This is a genomic window from Pseudomonas sp. NFX98, assembly GCF_047784845.1.
Lineage (GTDB): Bacteria > Pseudomonadota > Gammaproteobacteria > Pseudomonadales > Pseudomonadaceae > Aquipseudomonas.
In genome coordinates this window covers 136145-151239 of record NZ_JBLNNF010000009.1, presented here as the reverse complement: position 1 = coordinate 151239, position 15095 = coordinate 136145, and the positions used below count along the sequence as shown (strand labels likewise).

Below are 15095 nucleotides of genomic sequence, written 5' to 3'. Positions count from 1 at the left end.
ACACGGCTCCAAGGACGACCGAGGCTCACACTCAGGCTAGTAATCGGAAGAAGTCCGAAGACCTGAACAAGCTGCTCGTAGGCTCTGGCATCACACCGCGATTCAGTGGGTGCACATTCGAGAGCTACAGGACCGCGGAAGGTGGTGCCGGTATGGCCAGGGCGCTTGGTGCCTGCCAGGGTTATGTTGCCCAATTTACCGATAACTACGCAGCCGGCCGTTCACTCGTTCTCTCGGGCAATGTCGGCAACGGCAAAACACATCTTGCTTGCGCGATGGTTCAGGCAGTCATCCGTGGGCATGGAGCTCAAGCGGTAATCACCACGGCAGCTGAGATCATCCGCGTCTTCAAGGGAGCCATGGATCGTAGCGCCGAGTACTCGGACAGAGATGTCCTCGACGAACTAGCGAGCTTTGACTTGCTGGTGATCGATGAGGTTGGTGCTCAAAGTGGCAGTGCGTATGAACTCGGTGTTCTTCATGAGGTGATTGATCGGCGCTACCAGCTCGTCCTGCCAACGGTAGTGGTTTCCAATCTTGCAACGGCGGATCTCGCCCGTTACATCGGTGATCGCGCGTTGGATCGTTTACGGCAGGGCGGTGGGCAAGCCATCGGGTTCAATTGGGTATCTGCGCGAGGTGCTGTATGAGTCGTGAGCTTTTCAGCATCGAAGCCGAGCACGGTGTTCTCGGCGCAATCATGATGGACCCGACTCTCTTCGACGACATCACAAGCAAGGTAAAAATTTCTGACTTTCATGACCTGGAAAACGCTGCGCTTTACCAAGCGATTATCGATTGCCATATAACTGGCGACCCCATCGATGCGGTAACTGTTGGCCTGTTTCGGCCGAGGTTGCCGAGCGGTGACAGCATGCTGGCCTTCGCTGCGGAAATAGCAAAGAACGTCCCCAGTACTGCGAACTGGAAGGCCTATGCGCGTCACGTTCGAGAGCGCGCCGTGCTACGCCAGGTTGTTCACGCTGCCGATGTGATCAGAGAACAGGCCAGTGAAGATAGGTCGGTGGCTGAGATCATTGCGTTGGCTCAGCAGGCTACTGCAGACCTTCGCGATCTAGATGACGACTATCCGAAGTATCAACGCTTGGACCATCTGATGGGGCGGGCCGCAGAGGGCGTCAATGACAAACATACCGGCGTGAGACCGGACTGGCCTTCGACCGGACTCCAAAAACTTGACGAGCTGATGCAGGGTATTCGCCCTAAGAAGGTGACCATCATTGCCGGCCTGCCGGGCAGTGGGAAAACCACGTTAGCGTTGCAAATCGCCCAGCACAACGCCTGTGTTGCGAAGCTGCCATGGCTGGTGTTCTCGATCGAAATGCCAGGTGAAGAGCTAGGAGTTCGCGCTATCGCTTCGCTTGGCGGTGTTGACCTGAGGCGGCTAGACAATCCGGAGAAAATGCAGGATGACGACTGGGCTCGAATGGTCGGAGCCGTAGCCAAGGCACACGGAGCCCCGCTGTTCATTTGTGACGATCCGCACCAGACCCCGGCGAGCATTCGGTCAACCGCAAGGCAATGCCAGCGAGAGCATGGCCTGGCCGGGATCATGGTCGACTACCTCGGCCTGGTTCAGGCAGAGAGAAGAGGGCGGACACGCAGCGAGGAAGTCGGCGCTATCAGCAAGGCGCTTCTCCGCCTAGCCAAGGAACTCAGCATCCCGGTCATTGAACTCTCACAGCTGAACCGTGACTCCACAAAACGTGTAGGCAAGCGACCTCAGGCGAGTGATCTGCGTGACTCTGGTGAGATCGAGGCAGACGCCAGCTGCATTATCCTGGTTCACCGCGACATGGACTCTGAGGAAGGACAGAACGGCGTGACTGAGCTGATCATGCCCAAGTGTCGGCACGCGAAGGTGGGTAGCTGCCTTGTCCAGCAACAAGGGGAATTCGGTCGCTTCGTCGACTTCAGCGGGAATTCGTATCCATCCGATGAAGAGGTGGAAATGAATCGCCCCTTCGTTAGCAAGTACAGGGGGAATATCCAATGAACGATCGAGTTGCTGCAATGCTTCCGCGTAAAAGCATGAATGATTTGGAGCGGCAGTTTTTGAAGATCGCCGGTGAAGAGTTAGCCAAGATCAAGATTGGTGGCCCTGCGGCCTTGGCGTGCCTCCTGGATATGGTTGCCAGTTGGCATGGCATGCGAGCCGAAATAGGATTTCATGATTACGGCCAGCGATGGCTGATCGAGGGCAACGCCAAGAACAAACCTGCCGATCGCTTGCTGCGCGACCTGTTCGGCCTGAGTGATCCAGACCCGAGGAAAGCCGCATGAAAAAGCGAACGTACATCGGTAAAGCCTTGGGAGATACCGAGTGGATGCTGGAACAATGGGGCTATTGGCGTATGGATGGCATGGGGGTGCCACGCTACGTTTCCCCGCTCTATGCCTTGATGCGCGACAACACACAATGCCATGGAGGAGTGAAGGCGTATTCAGTGACCGATGATCTGGCCTTATTGCTGGATGGGGCAGTCGCTCGACTAACGAAGCGTGATCAGCAAATGGGGAATTTCATCTGGCTGTACTTTGGCGCTAAATGGCCGGCACTGCGGATCGCAAGGGAAAACGGCATGGGTGAGGCTAAGGCACGGGAGGTCATTAAGGCAGGGGTCGCCTGGATTGATTCAGCGCTGGAGACGATTCGCGAGGCGGCGTAAAAAGTCCTTTCCTCGCGGATAACGAACTGTTTTCATGGCACGGTGTTCAGCTTTTCAAGCGCGACACCACAGAGAAAGCCCGGCCATTGAGTCGGGCTTTTTTGTGGGTGATGCGCACACGCGCAGAGTAAGCCGAGAGACGGCATGGCAGGCTCAAACCGTCATCACCCCGCTGAATCAACCAACGCCTAATCCATTCCCCAACGCCGAGATCAACGAGGCGCCTATGAGATCGCAAGCCATGTCAGAGCCCGGACCGTTGACCGCATTTGGTGGTATCGCGCTCTACAAGCTCGGGGCATTTGGCTTCGTAGCTGTACTCGCGGCAATCGTCGTGATGGCTATGACGCTGCCCAAGACGATTCGCGAGTTCGTTGTCGCGATGATCAGCACCACGGTATCCAGTATCTGCGGTGGCGCCTTCGTGGTGCGCTGGTTCGATCTTGGAGTGTGGGCTCATGACGACATCGGCCTGATTGCCATCGGCGGGATCATCTTCGTCTGCGGCCTTCCTGCATGGGTATTGGTCCGCGCCTGGTTCAAGTGGGCCGAGAAGCGCAAGGACAAGGACCTGGCTGAACTGGCTACAGAACTGCAAGACCTGAAGAAGACAGTGACTGGCGGGCAATAAACTGCGTGTATCTGCCTGAAACTGCTGGAATATTCGCATTTAAATGCACATCGGTGAATGACATGCCAAAGACCATCAAGGTTCGAGCCTATCTCCCTTGGTGGTTCAAGGCCTACGTCAAGGCAGTAGAGGCGTTTGCCTACATGGCTGGTCTCGATGTCGATTGGGATGTAGTCAACGCCCAGAGAAAGAAGGTGGTCCGCTTTCGCGAGATCGAACCGCAGGATGAGGCAAAGGGATGACCGAGAAGACAACGCCCGATTGGGAGGCGATTGAACGCGCCTATAGGGCTGGCTCTCTCTCTATCCGCGCCATAGGTGAGTTGCACGGTGCAAACCACGCCACGATCCTCAAGCGCGCCAAGAAGAACGGATGGGAGCGCGACCTGACTGAACAGGTCAGGGCTGCTACTCAGCGGAAGGTAACCACTTCGGTAACCAGCGGAACCAACAAGGGCTCCTTGGTTACTGAGGCTGAGATTGTTGCCGAGGCTTCGGACAAAGCTGCATCCCTGGTGATCTATCACCGTGGCAGTTTGGAACTGTGGCAGAACATCGCGACAAAGCTCAGCGTGTTCCTTGCTGAGGCTGAAATCACCGACAAGAACCATGGCGACTTTGCTCGGTCCCTGAATGCTGGTGTTGATGCTCAGCTGAAGGTGATCAAGGCTCAGCGTCAGGCCTACAACATCGACGAAGCTGGCGATGACGACAAGAGCGACACCGTAACGAGAATTGAACTGGTCGCGATGTAATGGCGGTCGCTCAACTCAAGATCCCTGAGAAGCTGATTCCAGTGTTTCAGGGCGCCGCGGACGTTCGCTCAGCCTGGGGCGGTCGTGGCTCAGGCAAGACGCGCGGCTTTGCCAAGATGATCGCAGCTCGCGGCTACGTGTACGGCAAGCAGGGGATATCCGGGATTCTGCTCTGCGGCCGGCAGTTCATGAACTCATTGGCCGACTCATCCTTCGAGGAATGCGTCAGAGCCATTGAGGACGAGCCATTCCTCAAGGCTTATTACGAGATCGGCGACACGTACATCAGGAGCCGCGACAAGCGCATCTGGTTCGCCTTCGCCGGCCTTGACCGCAACATCGCATCGATCAAGTCCAAGGGCCGCATCCTGATCTGCTGGGTTGATGAAGCCGAGCCGGTCACTGATGACGCCTGGACAACCCTGGTCCCGACGCTGCGGGAAGAGGGCGACGACTGGAACGCCGAGCTTTGGGTAACTTGGAACCCGAAGCGCAAGAAGGCGCCGGTCGAGAGTCGATTCCGCTTCATGAAGGACCCGCTGATCAAGGGTGTGTTGCTGAACTGGCGCGACAACCCGAAGTTTCCGGCAAAGCTTGAGCGCGAACGGCTGCGAGATCTTGAGCTGCGTCCTGAGCAATACCCGCATATCTGGGAAGGTGAATACGTGACAGCCCTCGAAGGCGCCTACTTCATCAAGCACCTGACCAAGGCTCGCGAAGAGAACCGCATCGGCTTCTTCCCGGCTGATCCTTTGATGACCATCAGGCTCATCTGCGATATCGGCGGTACCGGCGCCAAGGCCGATGCCTTCGTCATCTGGGCTGTCCAGTTCATTGGCCGCGAGATGCGGGTCGTCAACTATTATGAGGTGGTCGGCCAGCCGATCGATGCACACCTCGCCTGGTGCCGATCGCATGGCTATACGCCGGACCGTGCTCAGTTTTGGCTGCCTCACGACGGCTCGACACAGGACAAAGTCTACGACGTGTCCTACGAGTCAGCCCTTGAGCGCGCTGGCTATTCGGTGACGGTTGTTCCGAACCAAGGCAAGGGCGCTGCGATGGCGCGCGTTGAACGCGTTCGTGAGCTGTTCCCGCAGATCCGCTTCCATGAAGAAACCACTGAAGACGGCAGGGCCGCGCTGGGCTGGTACCACGAAAAATGGGACAGCATCCGCGACATCGGCCTTGGGCCTGAACACGACTGGGCCAGCCATGGCTCTGATGCATTCGGTCTGGCCTGTGTCATCTGGGAAGAGCCGAAAGAATCCCAGCCTCTGAACTATCCAAAGCTCAACAACGCATAAGGGCACAGCATGACAAAGGGTCTGACTCAGGACGAATTAAAAGCCCTGGTCGGGGCCGAGATGCGCCAGGCGCTTGGGTATTCGTCGTCGAAGCTGAGCAATGCGCGGCAGAAGTCGATGTACTACTACCTGGGCATGCCGGTTGGCGATCTGTTGCCGCCAGAGGTGGAAGGGCGCTCGTCTGTTGTCTCCACCGACGTGCGCGACACGATCGAATCGATGATGCCGCAGCTGATGGTCACATTCGTAGGCTCCGACACCGTGGCCGAGTTCGAAGCGACCAAGCCAGGCGATGAGCAGAAGGCAGAGCAGGCGACCGAATACGTCAACTACCTGTTCTACAAGAAGAACAACGGGCATCGCATCGCCTACACCTGGATGAAGGACGCGCTGCTTCAGAAGAACGGCATCGTCAAGGTCTGGTGGGACACGCGCAACGAAGAGACGCGCGAGGAATACCGTGGTCTGTCCGAGATCGAGCTCACTCAGCTACTGGACGACGAAGAGGTTGAGGTAACCGAACAGTCGACCACCGTTAATGAGGATGATCAGGAGCAGCGCCAGCAAGCCATCCTGCAACTGATGCAGCAGGCTCAGGCTCAACCGCAGTCCGCGCCTCAGGTCATGCAGCAAATCCAGCAGATCGAATCCCAGCCGCCGAAGCTGGTGTATGACGTCGTCTGCAAGCGCACCAAGACCGAGGGCAAGGTGTGCATCGAGAACGTGCCGCCTGAAGAGTTCCTGATCGCCCGCAATGCCAAGGACATCGAGACCGCCTCGTTTGTCGCTCACCGGGTTCAGCGTTCGCGCTCCGAACTGAAGTCCATGGGCTACAAGAACGTGGATCAGCTCACCTCTCAGGATGCTGATTCGGCGGTGAACTCCGAACGCATCCAGCGCCTGAGCTGGAACGACGAGAACGCAGCCTCGGATAACAACGGTGACGGCGACAAGAGCCAGGACCTGATCTGGGTGCTCGAAGCCTACATGCGCTGCGACTATGACGGCGACGGCATTGCGGAGCTGCGCAAGGTAACCATGGCCGGCAACGAACTGCTCGACAACGAGCCGGTCGACTGCATCCCGTTCGTGTCGATCACGCCCGTGCCGCTGCCTCATGAGTTCTTTGGCCTGTCCATTGCCGATCTGGCGATGGAGAGTCAGAAGACCAAGACCAGCATCCTTCGGTCACAACTGGACAACCTGTATCTGGCTGTAAATGGCCGCTATTTCGCCGTGGAGAGTCAGGTCAACCTCGATGACCTGCTTACCTCGCGCCCAGGTGGAGTCGTGAGGGTCAAAGCAGCCGGCGCTGTAGGCCGTCTAGATCAGGGCGCACCAGACATTGGCAGCTCCATGCAGATGATGGAGTACATGCAGCAGGACCTGGAGAACAAGACCGGTTGGACGCGCTACAGCCAAGGCAATGACGGCGCGGCACTGAACGACACCGCGACCGGCGTGAACGTGCTGACCAACCGCGCCGACATGCGCCTCGACCTGATCGCGCGCAACTTCTCCGAAGGCTACGTCGACCTGTTCAAGCTGATCCTGAAGCTCGTCTGCCAGTACCAGCAGAAAGAGCAGATCGTGAAGCTCACTGGTGGTTGGGTGCCGATCGACCCGCGCGAGTGGAGCAACCAGTTCGACGTGTGTATCAACGTCGGCATCGGCATGGGCAACAAGGATCAAAAGATCCAGCACTTGACCATGTTGGGGCAGGTCCAGGCCCAAGGCCTGCAGATCGGCATCGCGACCCCGGACAACATCTACCACTCAGCCACTGAGCTGACCAAGCAGCTCGGGTTCAAGAATGCCGACCGGTTCTTCACTGACCCGGCCAAGCAGAAGCAACAAAACAAGCCTGACCCTGAGCAGATGAAGGCTAAGGCGCAGATGCAGGTCGAGCAGGCGAAGATCCAGTCGTCCATGCAGATGAAGCAGATGGAGCTTCAGCACAACGCCCAGATCGACGAGGCCAAGCGCAACCACGAGCTCCAGTTGGAGCAGGCCAAGATGCAGATGCAGGCCCAGGTTGACGCCAATCGCCAGCAGGTCGAGGCCGACCAGAAGACACTGGAGGGCCAGCAGCAGGCCGAGCTGGATGCATTGAAAGAGCAGCAGAAGACCGAGCAGCTACGCATGCAGCTCGACTTCGATCAGTGGAAGACCGTGGCGGACAACGAGACCAAGGTTCTTGTCGCGCAGATCCAGGCCCACACCAGCATGAGCAACGCGCAGACCAGCGCTTCCACCAAAGAGGCGCCGAATGCCGACGCTTGAAGAACGCATCTACGACGGTAACAGAGCCCGTGAGTGCCTCGAAAACGAGGCGTTCCAGTGGGCATTCGAAAGTATTGAGCAGGAGTTGACCAACGCATGGCAAACCTCTCCAGCAAGAGACGTGGAGGGCCGGGAGAAGCTGTACCTGATGCTCCAGTTGCTGACCAAGTTGAAGGCCACGATCCAGATCAGTCTGGAGACGGGGCAACTGGCGGACAAGGAACTCCAGTACCAGCGCTCCCTGCTGGACCGCGCCAAAGGGATCTGGCCGCTTTGAAGGCTCTTCTCACGGGCCAATCCGTAATCATTCGCAAATGAATCCCATAGGGGACAATCAGATGACCGACCAAGCAATCGAGCAAGCAATCCAAGCCAAAGGCCTTACCGCGCCGCCTATCACACCGGCAGACCTGCAAGCGAACATCGCAAGTGAACATTACTTCACCGCGAAGGATGGCGTGCGTGGAGAGTTCGCCGCATCTGGATTCGGCCTGATCGAAGAGGCGAACTCCTTGGATCTCCTGACCTTCTGCGTGCTGGTGCTACGCAACGGCTTCACGGTTACCGGCGAGTCGGCCTGCGCCAGCCCTGAAAACTTTGACGCCGAGATTGGCCGCAAGATCGCCCGCCAGAACGCCGAGCAAAAGATCTGGCCGCTGATGGGCTACGAGCTGAAGTCAAAGCTGTACGCCAGAAGCCAATTCGGCTGCGGCGCGCCTGAAGGCGGTGATGCATGAGCCTCTTTATTCGCCGTGCGCTGGGTCATTTCCTTATGAACGAAGCCGGCGCTGATGGTGGCGAAGGCGGCGGGGCGCTGGACATCAATACCGGCGCCGCAGCCTTTGCCGCGCTGCTGGACCCGCTTGTTGCCGCAGAGCCGGGCACCGAACAACCAGAATTGCCGGTTGAGCCAGAAGTCGAGGCTGAACTGGAGCCAGAAGTCGAACCCGGCGATGCCGAGGAACCGCAGACCTTCACCGTCAAGATTGATGGCAAGGAGGTCGAGGTATCGCTCGACGAGCTGAAAAACGGCTACCAGCGTCAGTCGGATTACACCCGCAAGACGATGGAAGCCGCCGAGCAACGCAAGACCGCAGACGCCGAAACGCAGAAGGCCCAGCAGGATCGCCAGCAATACGCCGGCGAACTCCAGCGCATGGCCGCCCAGCTCGAAGGCGTGCTGGAGCAACAAAGTCAAATCGACTGGAACGCACTGCTTGAGGCAGATCCGGTGGAGTACCTGAAGCAGCAGCATCTCTTTCAACAGAGACAGGCGCTGTATCAGCAAAACACCCAGGAACGCCAAAACCTCGCGCAGCAGTTCCAGAACGAACAGGCACAAGCCCACCAGAGTTACCTGGCCCAGCAGCAGGAAGACCTCCTCGCCAAGCTCCCGGACTGGAAAGACGATGCCAAGGCCAAAGCCGAAAAAACCGCTATCTCCAAGTTCCTGCAAGAACAGGGCTTCGGGGATGAGGACATTTCGTCCATTGCCGACCACCGCCACGTGCTCATTGCGCGCAAGGCGATGCTCTACGACCAACTGATCGCCAATGCCAAAGTGCAAGCGAAGAAGGTCCAGGAAGCGCCCCAGCGGGTGGTCAAGCCAGGCGTTACGTCGAACGGCAATCCCGACGGTCGCTCTACCGCTGCAAAGCGGCATGAGCGGAACGGGACGGTCGAGACGGGCGCTGCTGTATTCGCCTCTATCCTTTAATTCAGGAGCTACATCATGACTGCCCCAACTGGCACTTTCTTTACCACGGCTGCTATCGGCAACCGTGAAGACCTGACCGACACCATTTACCGCATTTCCCCGACTGCTACGCCGTTCATCTCGCTGGCAGCCAAGGGCAAGGCCTCCAACACCCTGCACGAATGGCAGACCCAGGACCTCGCGTCCGCGGTGAGCAACAACGCCCAGGCTGAAGGTGACGACGCCACGGCCAAGACCGTGACGCCAACCGTGCGCCTGAACAACCGCACCCAGATCTCGACCAAGACCGTGATCGTGTCCGGCACCCAGCAAGGTATGAATCCGGCCGGCCGTAAGGATGAACTGGCCTACCAGCTCAGCCTGGCATCGCTGGAACTGCGCCGCGACATGGAAAGCTCGGCTACCCAGCTGGACGTAACCGCCACCGCGCCGCGTCAATCCCGTGGTCTGGTCGGTTGGGTCGTGGACAACGTGAACCGCAACGCCGGCACCCTGGCCTCGTACACCGGCAACACCGGGCGTACCAAGGGCACTGCAATCGCGTTCACCGAGGCTCGCCTGAAGGACGTATTGCAGAAGTGCTTCACCGCTGGCGGTGATCCTGACTCGATCCTGCTGCCTCCTGGCGCCAAGCAGACCTTCTCCACCTTCACCGGTAACGCCACCCGCTTCGACAAGAGCGAAGACGCCAAGCTGTTCGCCTCGGTCGACGTGTACGTGTCCGACTTCGGCGAACTGAAGGCCATCCCTTCGCGCTTCCAGGATGCGAACGACGTGTTCGTGCTCCAGGCGGACAAGTGGGCGATCAGCTACCTGCGTCCATTCAGCACCGACGAACTGGCCAAAACCGGCGACTCCGAGAAGCGCATGCTGAAAGTGGAGTGGACCGTCGAAGCCCGTGCGCCCAAGGCGAATGGCGCGATCTACGACGTCCTCTGATCCTGAGGCATCACTCAAGGGGAGCTTCGGCTCCCCTTTTCTTTGAGGAGAAAATGACATGCCCATGATCAAACAGAATGCCGACGGTTCGCTCGGTATCGAGGGCGCCGCGGGTGGCGACGGCGGGTTTGTCCCGTTGACGCTGAACTACACCGCATCGATCGTTGACTGCACCCTGTTCACTGCCGACCGTCCGTACACCGTCAAGGCCATTCGTGGCCGTGTCGATGTGGCGGGCTCTGGTGGCGCCTGCACCGCTGTCATCCGTAAAGCAGCCAGCGGTACCGCCATCACCTCGGGTACCGCGCTGCACACCGGGAGCTACAACCTGGTGGGGACTGCCAACGCCCAACAAGCGCTGACCCTGTCGACCACTGCCAGTGACCTGTTGCTGGCTGCTGGCGACTCCATCTGCTTCGACCTCACCGGCACCGCAACGTCTGCCGTCGGCGCGATCAGCGTGTTTCTGAACCCGGCCTGATCTAACGCCCTTCGGGGCGTTTTTCTTTGGAGTTCACCCATGAGTAACACCCTTGATTTCGCCCTCACGGTGACGGTGACTGGCATCGCCATGGCCACGTCCGGCGCGTCTGCCAACGCCACCATTCCGCTTGATTCGAGCGGGAACAATCCGAAGTACATCCGTATTTCAGCAACTGCTGCGGCCACTGTGCGCATTGGTACTGGCACGCCTGTTGCGCTCACTACCGACCTGCTGATTCAGCCGGGTGACGCGGTCGTTCTGGCCACCAGCGGCTGCACCAAAGTTGCCGCGCTTCAGGTCACCGCCCCTGGGATCGTGCAGGTCTCTCCGATGGAGAACGCGTGATGCTAGACCTCGAAACGAAGTTCCATTTCCATGATGGGAGCATGACAGTCGAGCGCACGCAGGACTGCACCCCCATCGCCGAATACACCAAGTCCCTGCACAACGCCGGGATGCATGGCGGGTCGGAAATGAAACACGCGGCCAAAATCCCGTTCGTGATCATCGAGGACTACTGCAACAAGAACGACATCGCCTTTCATGAGTGCATCTCCAACAAGGAGCACATGCGCCGAATGCTCAACAACCCTGATCTGGCCGCGTTTCGTATCTGGAAGGGCAAGGTATGAGCATCACCAACTACAGCGAATTGCAGACAGCGGTCGCGTCGTGGCTCAACCGCAGCGACCTGACCGCCAATATCACTGACTTCATCACCCTGGCCGAGGCGCAATTGAGCGCGGAAGTTCAGGGCCGGCTGATGGACACCAAGACGACGTTGTCTACGGTGATTGGGGTCAACACCGTGGCGCTGCCGACGGACATGCTTGAAATGCGGCGCTTTGTCGTGGCGGGTGCTGGTGATCAGCCCTTGTCCTACCGCACGCCCGACGAGATCAGCGTCGAGTTCCCGAACGATTATGCGGGCCAGCCGATCGTCTTCACGGTGATCGGTGCCAACGCCGAGTTATCCCCGATCCCGGACGCCGTGTACTCGCTGGAGCTGACCTATCGCCAGCGCATCCCGGCATTGTCGGTGTCGAACACCACCAACTGGCTGCTAACCAACTGGCCGAACGCCTACCTGTATGCCTGCCTGCTTGCCGCCGCTCCGTTCATCATGAACGATGAGCGTCTGTCGGTCTGGGCGCAGCTGTACAGCCAGGCGATCACGGGCATCAATAACGTTGACTGGTACAGCGGCACCACCATGAAGGTGAGCGCACGATGATTCCGCTCATGGGCTTTGCGCCGGATGCTGATGTGACGACGCCGGGCATCCTCTCGGTGTGCGCGAACCTGATTCCGTACCAGAACGGCATGGAAGGTGCTCCGGAGCCTGCAACACCTGCGGCCACGCCCGTGCTTGCCGCTGCCTGCATTGGTGCCGCCGTCGTGTCGAAGCTGGACGACACCCGCCGCATCATCGCCGGGACGAGCACCAAGCTCTACGAACTGGCCTCTGGTGCCTGGACCGATGTTTCACGGGTTGCCGTGTATAACGGCGGCATCGACACGCGTTGGTCTATCACGCAATTCGGCGACGCCACACTGTGCGCGAACCGGGCTGACGTGATTCAGCGTTCTACTGGCGCATCCTTCTCCGATGTTGCCACTGCGCCCAAGGCCGAGATCCTGTTCACGGTCGGCGCGTTCGTCATGGCGCTGAACACCAACGACGGCTCAGAAAAGCCGGATGGCTGGCACTGCTGCGCGGCCTTTGATGACACGTCATGGACGCCGAGCCTTGCGACTCAGGCCACGTCAGGGCGTCTGGTGGCTACAGCTGGCCGACTAACCGCGGGCATGCGTCTGGGCGAGTACGCCATTGCCTACAAACAACGCTCGATCTACCTTGGCCAGTACGTTGGCGCTCCGACCGTATGGAACTGGATTCAGGTTCCGGGTGGTGACGCGGGCTGCGTAGGCAAAGAGGCGATCTGCGACATCGGCGGCGCGCACTTCTTCGTCGGCGATGACAATCTCTGGATTTTCGACGGCACCAGGCCAATTCCGGTGGCCGATGGGTATGTGCGACAGTTCTTCTACGACAACTCGAACCCGTCCTACCGTCAAAGAACAATCTGCGTCTTCGACAAGCAAAAGAACCTGGTGTGGGTGTTCTACCCGTCACTCAGTTCGACCACGCCTGACTCGGCGATCGTGTATCACATCACCGCCAAGAAGTGGGGCGTGGCCAATCGCAGCATCGAGGCGGCGCTCAACTACGTCTCCAGCGGCGTGACCATCGACGGTCTGTCGGCGATCTCGTCCACCATCGACGGTCTGTCGTCCTACTCGTTCGACTCCCAATTCTGGCTGGCTGGCGGCAAGTCGATGTCGATCTTCAACACCTCACACCAGCTTCAGTCGATGACAGGGGTGTCGGTGGCCAGTTCGATGACGACTGGCGAGGTTGGTGATGACGATGGCGTTTCGTCGCTGAACAAGATTCGCCTGCGCTATGCCCTGGCACCAACTACCGCCTCAGTGCAGACCTTCATCCAGCAAAACTCCGGTGTGGGTTTCACCGCTTCGACAACAGGCGCGGTGCTGGATGGCAAGTTCGATCTGCGACAGACCGCCCGCTGGCACAAGGCGACGTTCACGTTCACGGGGCCGGTGAAGGTCACACACATGGATGCGGGCCTTGCCGCAGCAGGGAGGCGCTGAGCCATGAAGTGCGGTACGACGCCACGCGTAGGAACCACTGACCCGGTAATGCAGCGTGAACTGCGCGAGCACGCCACCCAGATCAATCTGCTCTCCGAGGGCAGAATCGCCGGCTTATACACCGCGCAGGCGACTATTCCAACTGCGGGGCCCTATATCCAAGGTGATTTCGTACGCAACTCCGCACCATCTGAACTTGGCGCGGCCAGCTCAAAATACGTGATCTTCGGCTGGCTCTGTGTAGTTTCTGGCGATCCGGCCACCTTCGTGCAATGCCGCTACCTGACAGGTAACTGATGAACAAACTGATCGTGGTGCCGACGACGCATATCGACGTGGCATGGAAGGAGGGCGCGCACCGGCTTGGCCTGGCCTGCGCCACCTCGGGCGGGGAGATCACCGGTGACCAGCTGAAGATGCTGCTGAGTCGCGGAGAGCGGACCCTTGTCCGGCTTGATCGTGATGCTGACATCGTCGGCTGGGGCGTGGTGGGTGTTGAACAGTTGCCCAACTTCCGCGTCCTGTACGTCTACGAGATGTACGCGCCCCATGGTCACTTCGAAAGCTTTTTTGATGAACTGAAAACGATGGCGCAGGCCTTTGGCTGCTTGAAAATTCGCTGCGCCGCCAAGCCAGCACAAGAACGTCTTTATCGGCAGCGCTGTGGATTCGCGCCGGTCTACCAAGTCCTGGAGGTTGAACTGTGAACATTGATGCCCTGCACGAACAGCTCAGCGCCGAATTTGGCGGGCCTGCCATCGGCGCGCTGCCGGCGTTTCGCGGTGATGTAGTCCGTCCGCACAAAGGCGGTGGGTCTAGCACCACCACACAGAACATCCCTGACGAGCTCAAGCCTCTGGCTAGCGCTTACAGCTCCAAGGCCATGGACCTCTCCAATCAAGGGTATCAGGGCTATGGCGGCCAACAGGTGGCCAGCCCGAACTGGTATCAGGAGGTTGGAGCGAATGCGATCACCAATCGCGCGGTCTACGGCGATTCACTGATGAATCAGGGCAAGAACACCATGATGGCTGGCCTGAATTCGGGCAACGCGGCCACCAAGAACGGCTATGCCGGCTCGAACCCGTATCTGCAACAGAATATCGATGCCGCGATGGGTGACATTACCCGAAACTACAACGATGCCATCGCTCCGGGGATTACCACGCAAGCAGTTGGCTCAGGATCGTTCGGCAACTCCGGTGCGGAAGCGACCAAGCAGAACTCCATGAATGACCTGACCAAGAACCTGGCCAACACGGCCTCGGGTATGCGCATGCAGGACTACACCGCGCAGCAGCAGTTGGCCGAGAGCTACGCCAACCGCAATGATCAGATGCTGCAGAATTATCTCGGCCAGGCACCGACCTACGGTAACCAGGCCTACACCGACGCCTCCCAGCTGATGAAGGTCGGCCAGCAGTTCCAGGACAACCACCAGCAGAACCTGGACGCTCAATACCAGAGCTATCTGGATCAACAGAACCTTCCATATAAGCAGTTGGCAGCCATGTCGGGCGTGTTCGATTCCGGCCTCGGCCAAACCCAAAGCACCAAGTCTTCTGGAGGCGGCAAATAATGCTCCCATTACTGGCTATTCCGATCATTGCAGGC

At 58.8% G+C, this 15095-nt stretch carries 21 protein-coding genes; all 21 read left to right on the top strand.

Features of this window, described 5'->3' with window-relative positions; all coding sequences use genetic code 11:
- Positions 1 to 152: 152 nt before the first annotated feature.
- The 21 genes from ACM110_RS14245 to ACM110_RS14145 all read left to right on the top strand — a co-directional run bounded on the left by ACM110_RS14245 (position 153) and on the right by ACM110_RS14145 (position 15060).
- On the top strand, positions 153 to 650 hold the full coding sequence (locus tag ACM110_RS14245; RefSeq protein ID WP_416128255.1) for an ATP-binding protein: 498 nt from the start codon (positions 153 to 155) through the stop codon (positions 648 to 650).
- Complete coding sequence (locus ACM110_RS14240; RefSeq protein WP_416128254.1) at positions 647 to 2017, top strand: replicative DNA helicase; 1371 nt, start codon at positions 647 to 649, stop codon at positions 2015 to 2017. Before ACM110_RS14245 ends, ACM110_RS14240 begins: the two co-directional genes overlap by 4 nt.
- A 17-nt stretch (positions 2018 to 2034) precedes the next feature.
- Positions 2035 to 2304, top strand: a complete 270-nt coding sequence (locus ACM110_RS14235) for a hypothetical protein (RefSeq protein ID WP_416128339.1) — start codon at positions 2035 to 2037, stop codon at positions 2302 to 2304.
- Positions 2301 to 2690, top strand: coding sequence for an antiterminator Q family protein (locus tag ACM110_RS14230; protein WP_416128253.1), 390 nt, complete (start codon positions 2301 to 2303; stop codon positions 2688 to 2690). The genes ACM110_RS14235 and ACM110_RS14230 overlap by 4 nt, the downstream gene beginning before the upstream one ends.
- Positions 2691 to 2916: 226 nt before the next feature.
- A complete protein-coding gene (locus ACM110_RS14225) occupies positions 2917 to 3321 on the top strand; it encodes a hypothetical protein (RefSeq protein ID WP_416128252.1) in 405 nt (134 codons plus the stop codon).
- Positions 3322 to 3383: 62 nt separating this feature from the next.
- Entirely contained in the window at positions 3384 to 3563 is a 180-nt protein-coding gene (locus tag ACM110_RS14220; protein ID WP_416128251.1) for a hypothetical protein, read from the top strand.
- Positions 3560 to 4075 (top strand): hypothetical protein, encoded by a 516-nt coding sequence (locus ACM110_RS14215; protein WP_416128250.1) that lies wholly within the window; start codon positions 3560 to 3562, stop codon positions 4073 to 4075. Before ACM110_RS14220 ends, ACM110_RS14215 begins: the two co-directional genes overlap by 4 nt.
- On the top strand, positions 4075 to 5382 hold the full coding sequence (locus tag ACM110_RS14210) for a phage terminase large subunit (protein ID WP_416128249.1): 1308 nt from the start codon (positions 4075 to 4077) through the stop codon (positions 5380 to 5382). The genes ACM110_RS14215 and ACM110_RS14210 overlap by 1 nt, the downstream gene beginning before the upstream one ends.
- A gap of 9 nt (positions 5383 to 5391) precedes the next feature.
- Complete coding sequence (locus tag ACM110_RS14205; RefSeq protein ID WP_416128248.1) at positions 5392 to 7665, top strand: hypothetical protein; 2274 nt, start codon at positions 5392 to 5394, stop codon at positions 7663 to 7665.
- Positions 7652 to 7942 (top strand): hypothetical protein, encoded by a 291-nt coding sequence (locus ACM110_RS14200; protein ID WP_416128247.1) that lies wholly within the window; start codon positions 7652 to 7654, stop codon positions 7940 to 7942. Before ACM110_RS14205 ends, ACM110_RS14200 begins: the two co-directional genes overlap by 14 nt.
- A gap of 61 nt (positions 7943 to 8003) precedes the next feature.
- The gene (locus ACM110_RS14195; RefSeq protein WP_416128246.1) at positions 8004 to 8402 is read left to right on the top strand and encodes a Gp49 family protein; all 399 of its coding nucleotides are present in this window, start codon (positions 8004 to 8006) and stop codon (positions 8400 to 8402) included.
- Positions 8399 to 9382 (top strand): hypothetical protein, encoded by a 984-nt coding sequence (locus ACM110_RS14190; RefSeq protein ID WP_416128245.1) that lies wholly within the window; start codon positions 8399 to 8401, stop codon positions 9380 to 9382. The genes ACM110_RS14195 and ACM110_RS14190 overlap by 4 nt, the downstream gene beginning before the upstream one ends.
- Before the next feature lie 15 nt (positions 9383 to 9397).
- Entirely contained in the window at positions 9398 to 10321 is a 924-nt protein-coding gene (locus tag ACM110_RS14185; RefSeq protein ID WP_416128244.1) for a DUF5309 domain-containing protein, read from the top strand.
- 58 nt (positions 10322 to 10379) lie between these two features.
- The gene (locus tag ACM110_RS14180; protein ID WP_416128243.1) at positions 10380 to 10802 is read left to right on the top strand and encodes a hypothetical protein; all 423 of its coding nucleotides are present in this window, start codon (positions 10380 to 10382) and stop codon (positions 10800 to 10802) included.
- Positions 10803 to 10841: 39 nt separating this feature from the next.
- The gene (locus tag ACM110_RS14175; protein ID WP_416128242.1) at positions 10842 to 11150 is read left to right on the top strand and encodes a hypothetical protein; all 309 of its coding nucleotides are present in this window, start codon (positions 10842 to 10844) and stop codon (positions 11148 to 11150) included.
- A 41-nt stretch (positions 11151 to 11191) separates the two neighbouring features.
- On the top strand, positions 11192 to 11437 hold the full coding sequence (locus ACM110_RS14170; protein ID WP_416128241.1) for a hypothetical protein: 246 nt from the start codon (positions 11192 to 11194) through the stop codon (positions 11435 to 11437).
- Entirely contained in the window at positions 11434 to 12039 is a 606-nt protein-coding gene (locus ACM110_RS14165) for a hypothetical protein (protein ID WP_416128240.1), read from the top strand. The genes ACM110_RS14170 and ACM110_RS14165 overlap by 4 nt, the downstream gene beginning before the upstream one ends.
- Positions 12036 to 13481 carry a hypothetical protein gene (locus ACM110_RS14160; protein WP_416128239.1) on the top strand — a complete coding sequence of 482 codons (1446 nt, stop codon included), beginning with the start codon at positions 12036 to 12038 and terminating at the stop codon, positions 13479 to 13481. The genes ACM110_RS14165 and ACM110_RS14160 overlap by 4 nt, the downstream gene beginning before the upstream one ends.
- Positions 13482 to 13529: 48 nt before the next feature.
- Positions 13530 to 13778, top strand: a complete 249-nt coding sequence (locus ACM110_RS14155) for a hypothetical protein (protein ID WP_416128238.1) — start codon at positions 13530 to 13532, stop codon at positions 13776 to 13778.
- Positions 13778 to 14188 (top strand): hypothetical protein, encoded by a 411-nt coding sequence (locus ACM110_RS14150; RefSeq protein ID WP_416128237.1) that lies wholly within the window; start codon positions 13778 to 13780, stop codon positions 14186 to 14188. The genes ACM110_RS14155 and ACM110_RS14150 overlap by 1 nt, the downstream gene beginning before the upstream one ends.
- Positions 14185 to 15060, top strand: coding sequence for a hypothetical protein (locus ACM110_RS14145; protein WP_416128236.1), 876 nt, complete (start codon positions 14185 to 14187; stop codon positions 15058 to 15060). The genes ACM110_RS14150 and ACM110_RS14145 overlap by 4 nt, the downstream gene beginning before the upstream one ends.
- Positions 15061 to 15095 lie beyond the last annotated feature (35 nt).

What these genes read in the sequence shown, in the direction of transcription:
- ACM110_RS14190 (WP_416128245.1), top strand. Translation starts at nt 8,399, where the DNA reads ATGAGCCTCTTTATTCGCCGTGCGCTGGGTCATTTCCTTATGAACGAA.
- ACM110_RS14195 (WP_416128246.1), top strand. Translation starts at nt 8,004, where the DNA reads ATGACCGACCAAGCAATCGAGCAAGCAATCCAAGCCAAAGGCCTTACC.
- ACM110_RS14150 (WP_416128237.1), top strand. Translation starts at nt 13,778, where the DNA reads ATGAACAAACTGATCGTGGTGCCGACGACGCATATCGACGTGGCATGG.
- ACM110_RS14155 (WP_416128238.1), top strand. Translation starts at nt 13,530, where the DNA reads ATGCAGCGTGAACTGCGCGAGCACGCCACCCAGATCAATCTGCTCTCC.
- ACM110_RS14240 (WP_416128254.1), top strand. Translation starts at nt 647, where the DNA reads ATGAGTCGTGAGCTTTTCAGCATCGAAGCCGAGCACGGTGTTCTCGGC.
- ACM110_RS14175 (WP_416128242.1), top strand. Translation starts at nt 10,842, where the DNA reads ATGAGTAACACCCTTGATTTCGCCCTCACGGTGACGGTGACTGGCATC.
- ACM110_RS14160 (WP_416128239.1), top strand. Translation starts at nt 12,036, where the DNA reads ATGATTCCGCTCATGGGCTTTGCGCCGGATGCTGATGTGACGACGCCG.
- ACM110_RS14165 (WP_416128240.1), top strand. Translation starts at nt 11,434, where the DNA reads ATGAGCATCACCAACTACAGCGAATTGCAGACAGCGGTCGCGTCGTGG.
- ACM110_RS14185 (WP_416128244.1), top strand. Translation starts at nt 9,398, where the DNA reads ATGACTGCCCCAACTGGCACTTTCTTTACCACGGCTGCTATCGGCAAC.
- ACM110_RS14230 (WP_416128253.1), top strand. Translation starts at nt 2,301, where the DNA reads ATGAAAAAGCGAACGTACATCGGTAAAGCCTTGGGAGATACCGAGTGG.
- ACM110_RS14210 (WP_416128249.1), top strand. Translation starts at nt 4,075, where the DNA reads ATGGCGGTCGCTCAACTCAAGATCCCTGAGAAGCTGATTCCAGTGTTT.
- ACM110_RS14200 (WP_416128247.1), top strand. Translation starts at nt 7,652, where the DNA reads ATGCCGACGCTTGAAGAACGCATCTACGACGGTAACAGAGCCCGTGAG.
- ACM110_RS14220 (WP_416128251.1), top strand. Translation starts at nt 3,384, where the DNA reads ATGCCAAAGACCATCAAGGTTCGAGCCTATCTCCCTTGGTGGTTCAAG.
- ACM110_RS14225 (WP_416128252.1), top strand. Translation starts at nt 2,917, where the DNA reads ATGAGATCGCAAGCCATGTCAGAGCCCGGACCGTTGACCGCATTTGGT.
- ACM110_RS14245 (WP_416128255.1), top strand. Translation starts at nt 153, where the DNA reads ATGGCCAGGGCGCTTGGTGCCTGCCAGGGTTATGTTGCCCAATTTACC.
- ACM110_RS14235 (WP_416128339.1), top strand. Translation starts at nt 2,035, where the DNA reads ATGCTTCCGCGTAAAAGCATGAATGATTTGGAGCGGCAGTTTTTGAAG.
- ACM110_RS14180 (WP_416128243.1), top strand. Translation starts at nt 10,380, where the DNA reads ATGCCCATGATCAAACAGAATGCCGACGGTTCGCTCGGTATCGAGGGC.
- ACM110_RS14215 (WP_416128250.1), top strand. Translation starts at nt 3,560, where the DNA reads ATGACCGAGAAGACAACGCCCGATTGGGAGGCGATTGAACGCGCCTAT.
- ACM110_RS14205 (WP_416128248.1), top strand. Translation starts at nt 5,392, where the DNA reads ATGACAAAGGGTCTGACTCAGGACGAATTAAAAGCCCTGGTCGGGGCC.
- ACM110_RS14170 (WP_416128241.1), top strand. Translation starts at nt 11,192, where the DNA reads ATGACAGTCGAGCGCACGCAGGACTGCACCCCCATCGCCGAATACACC.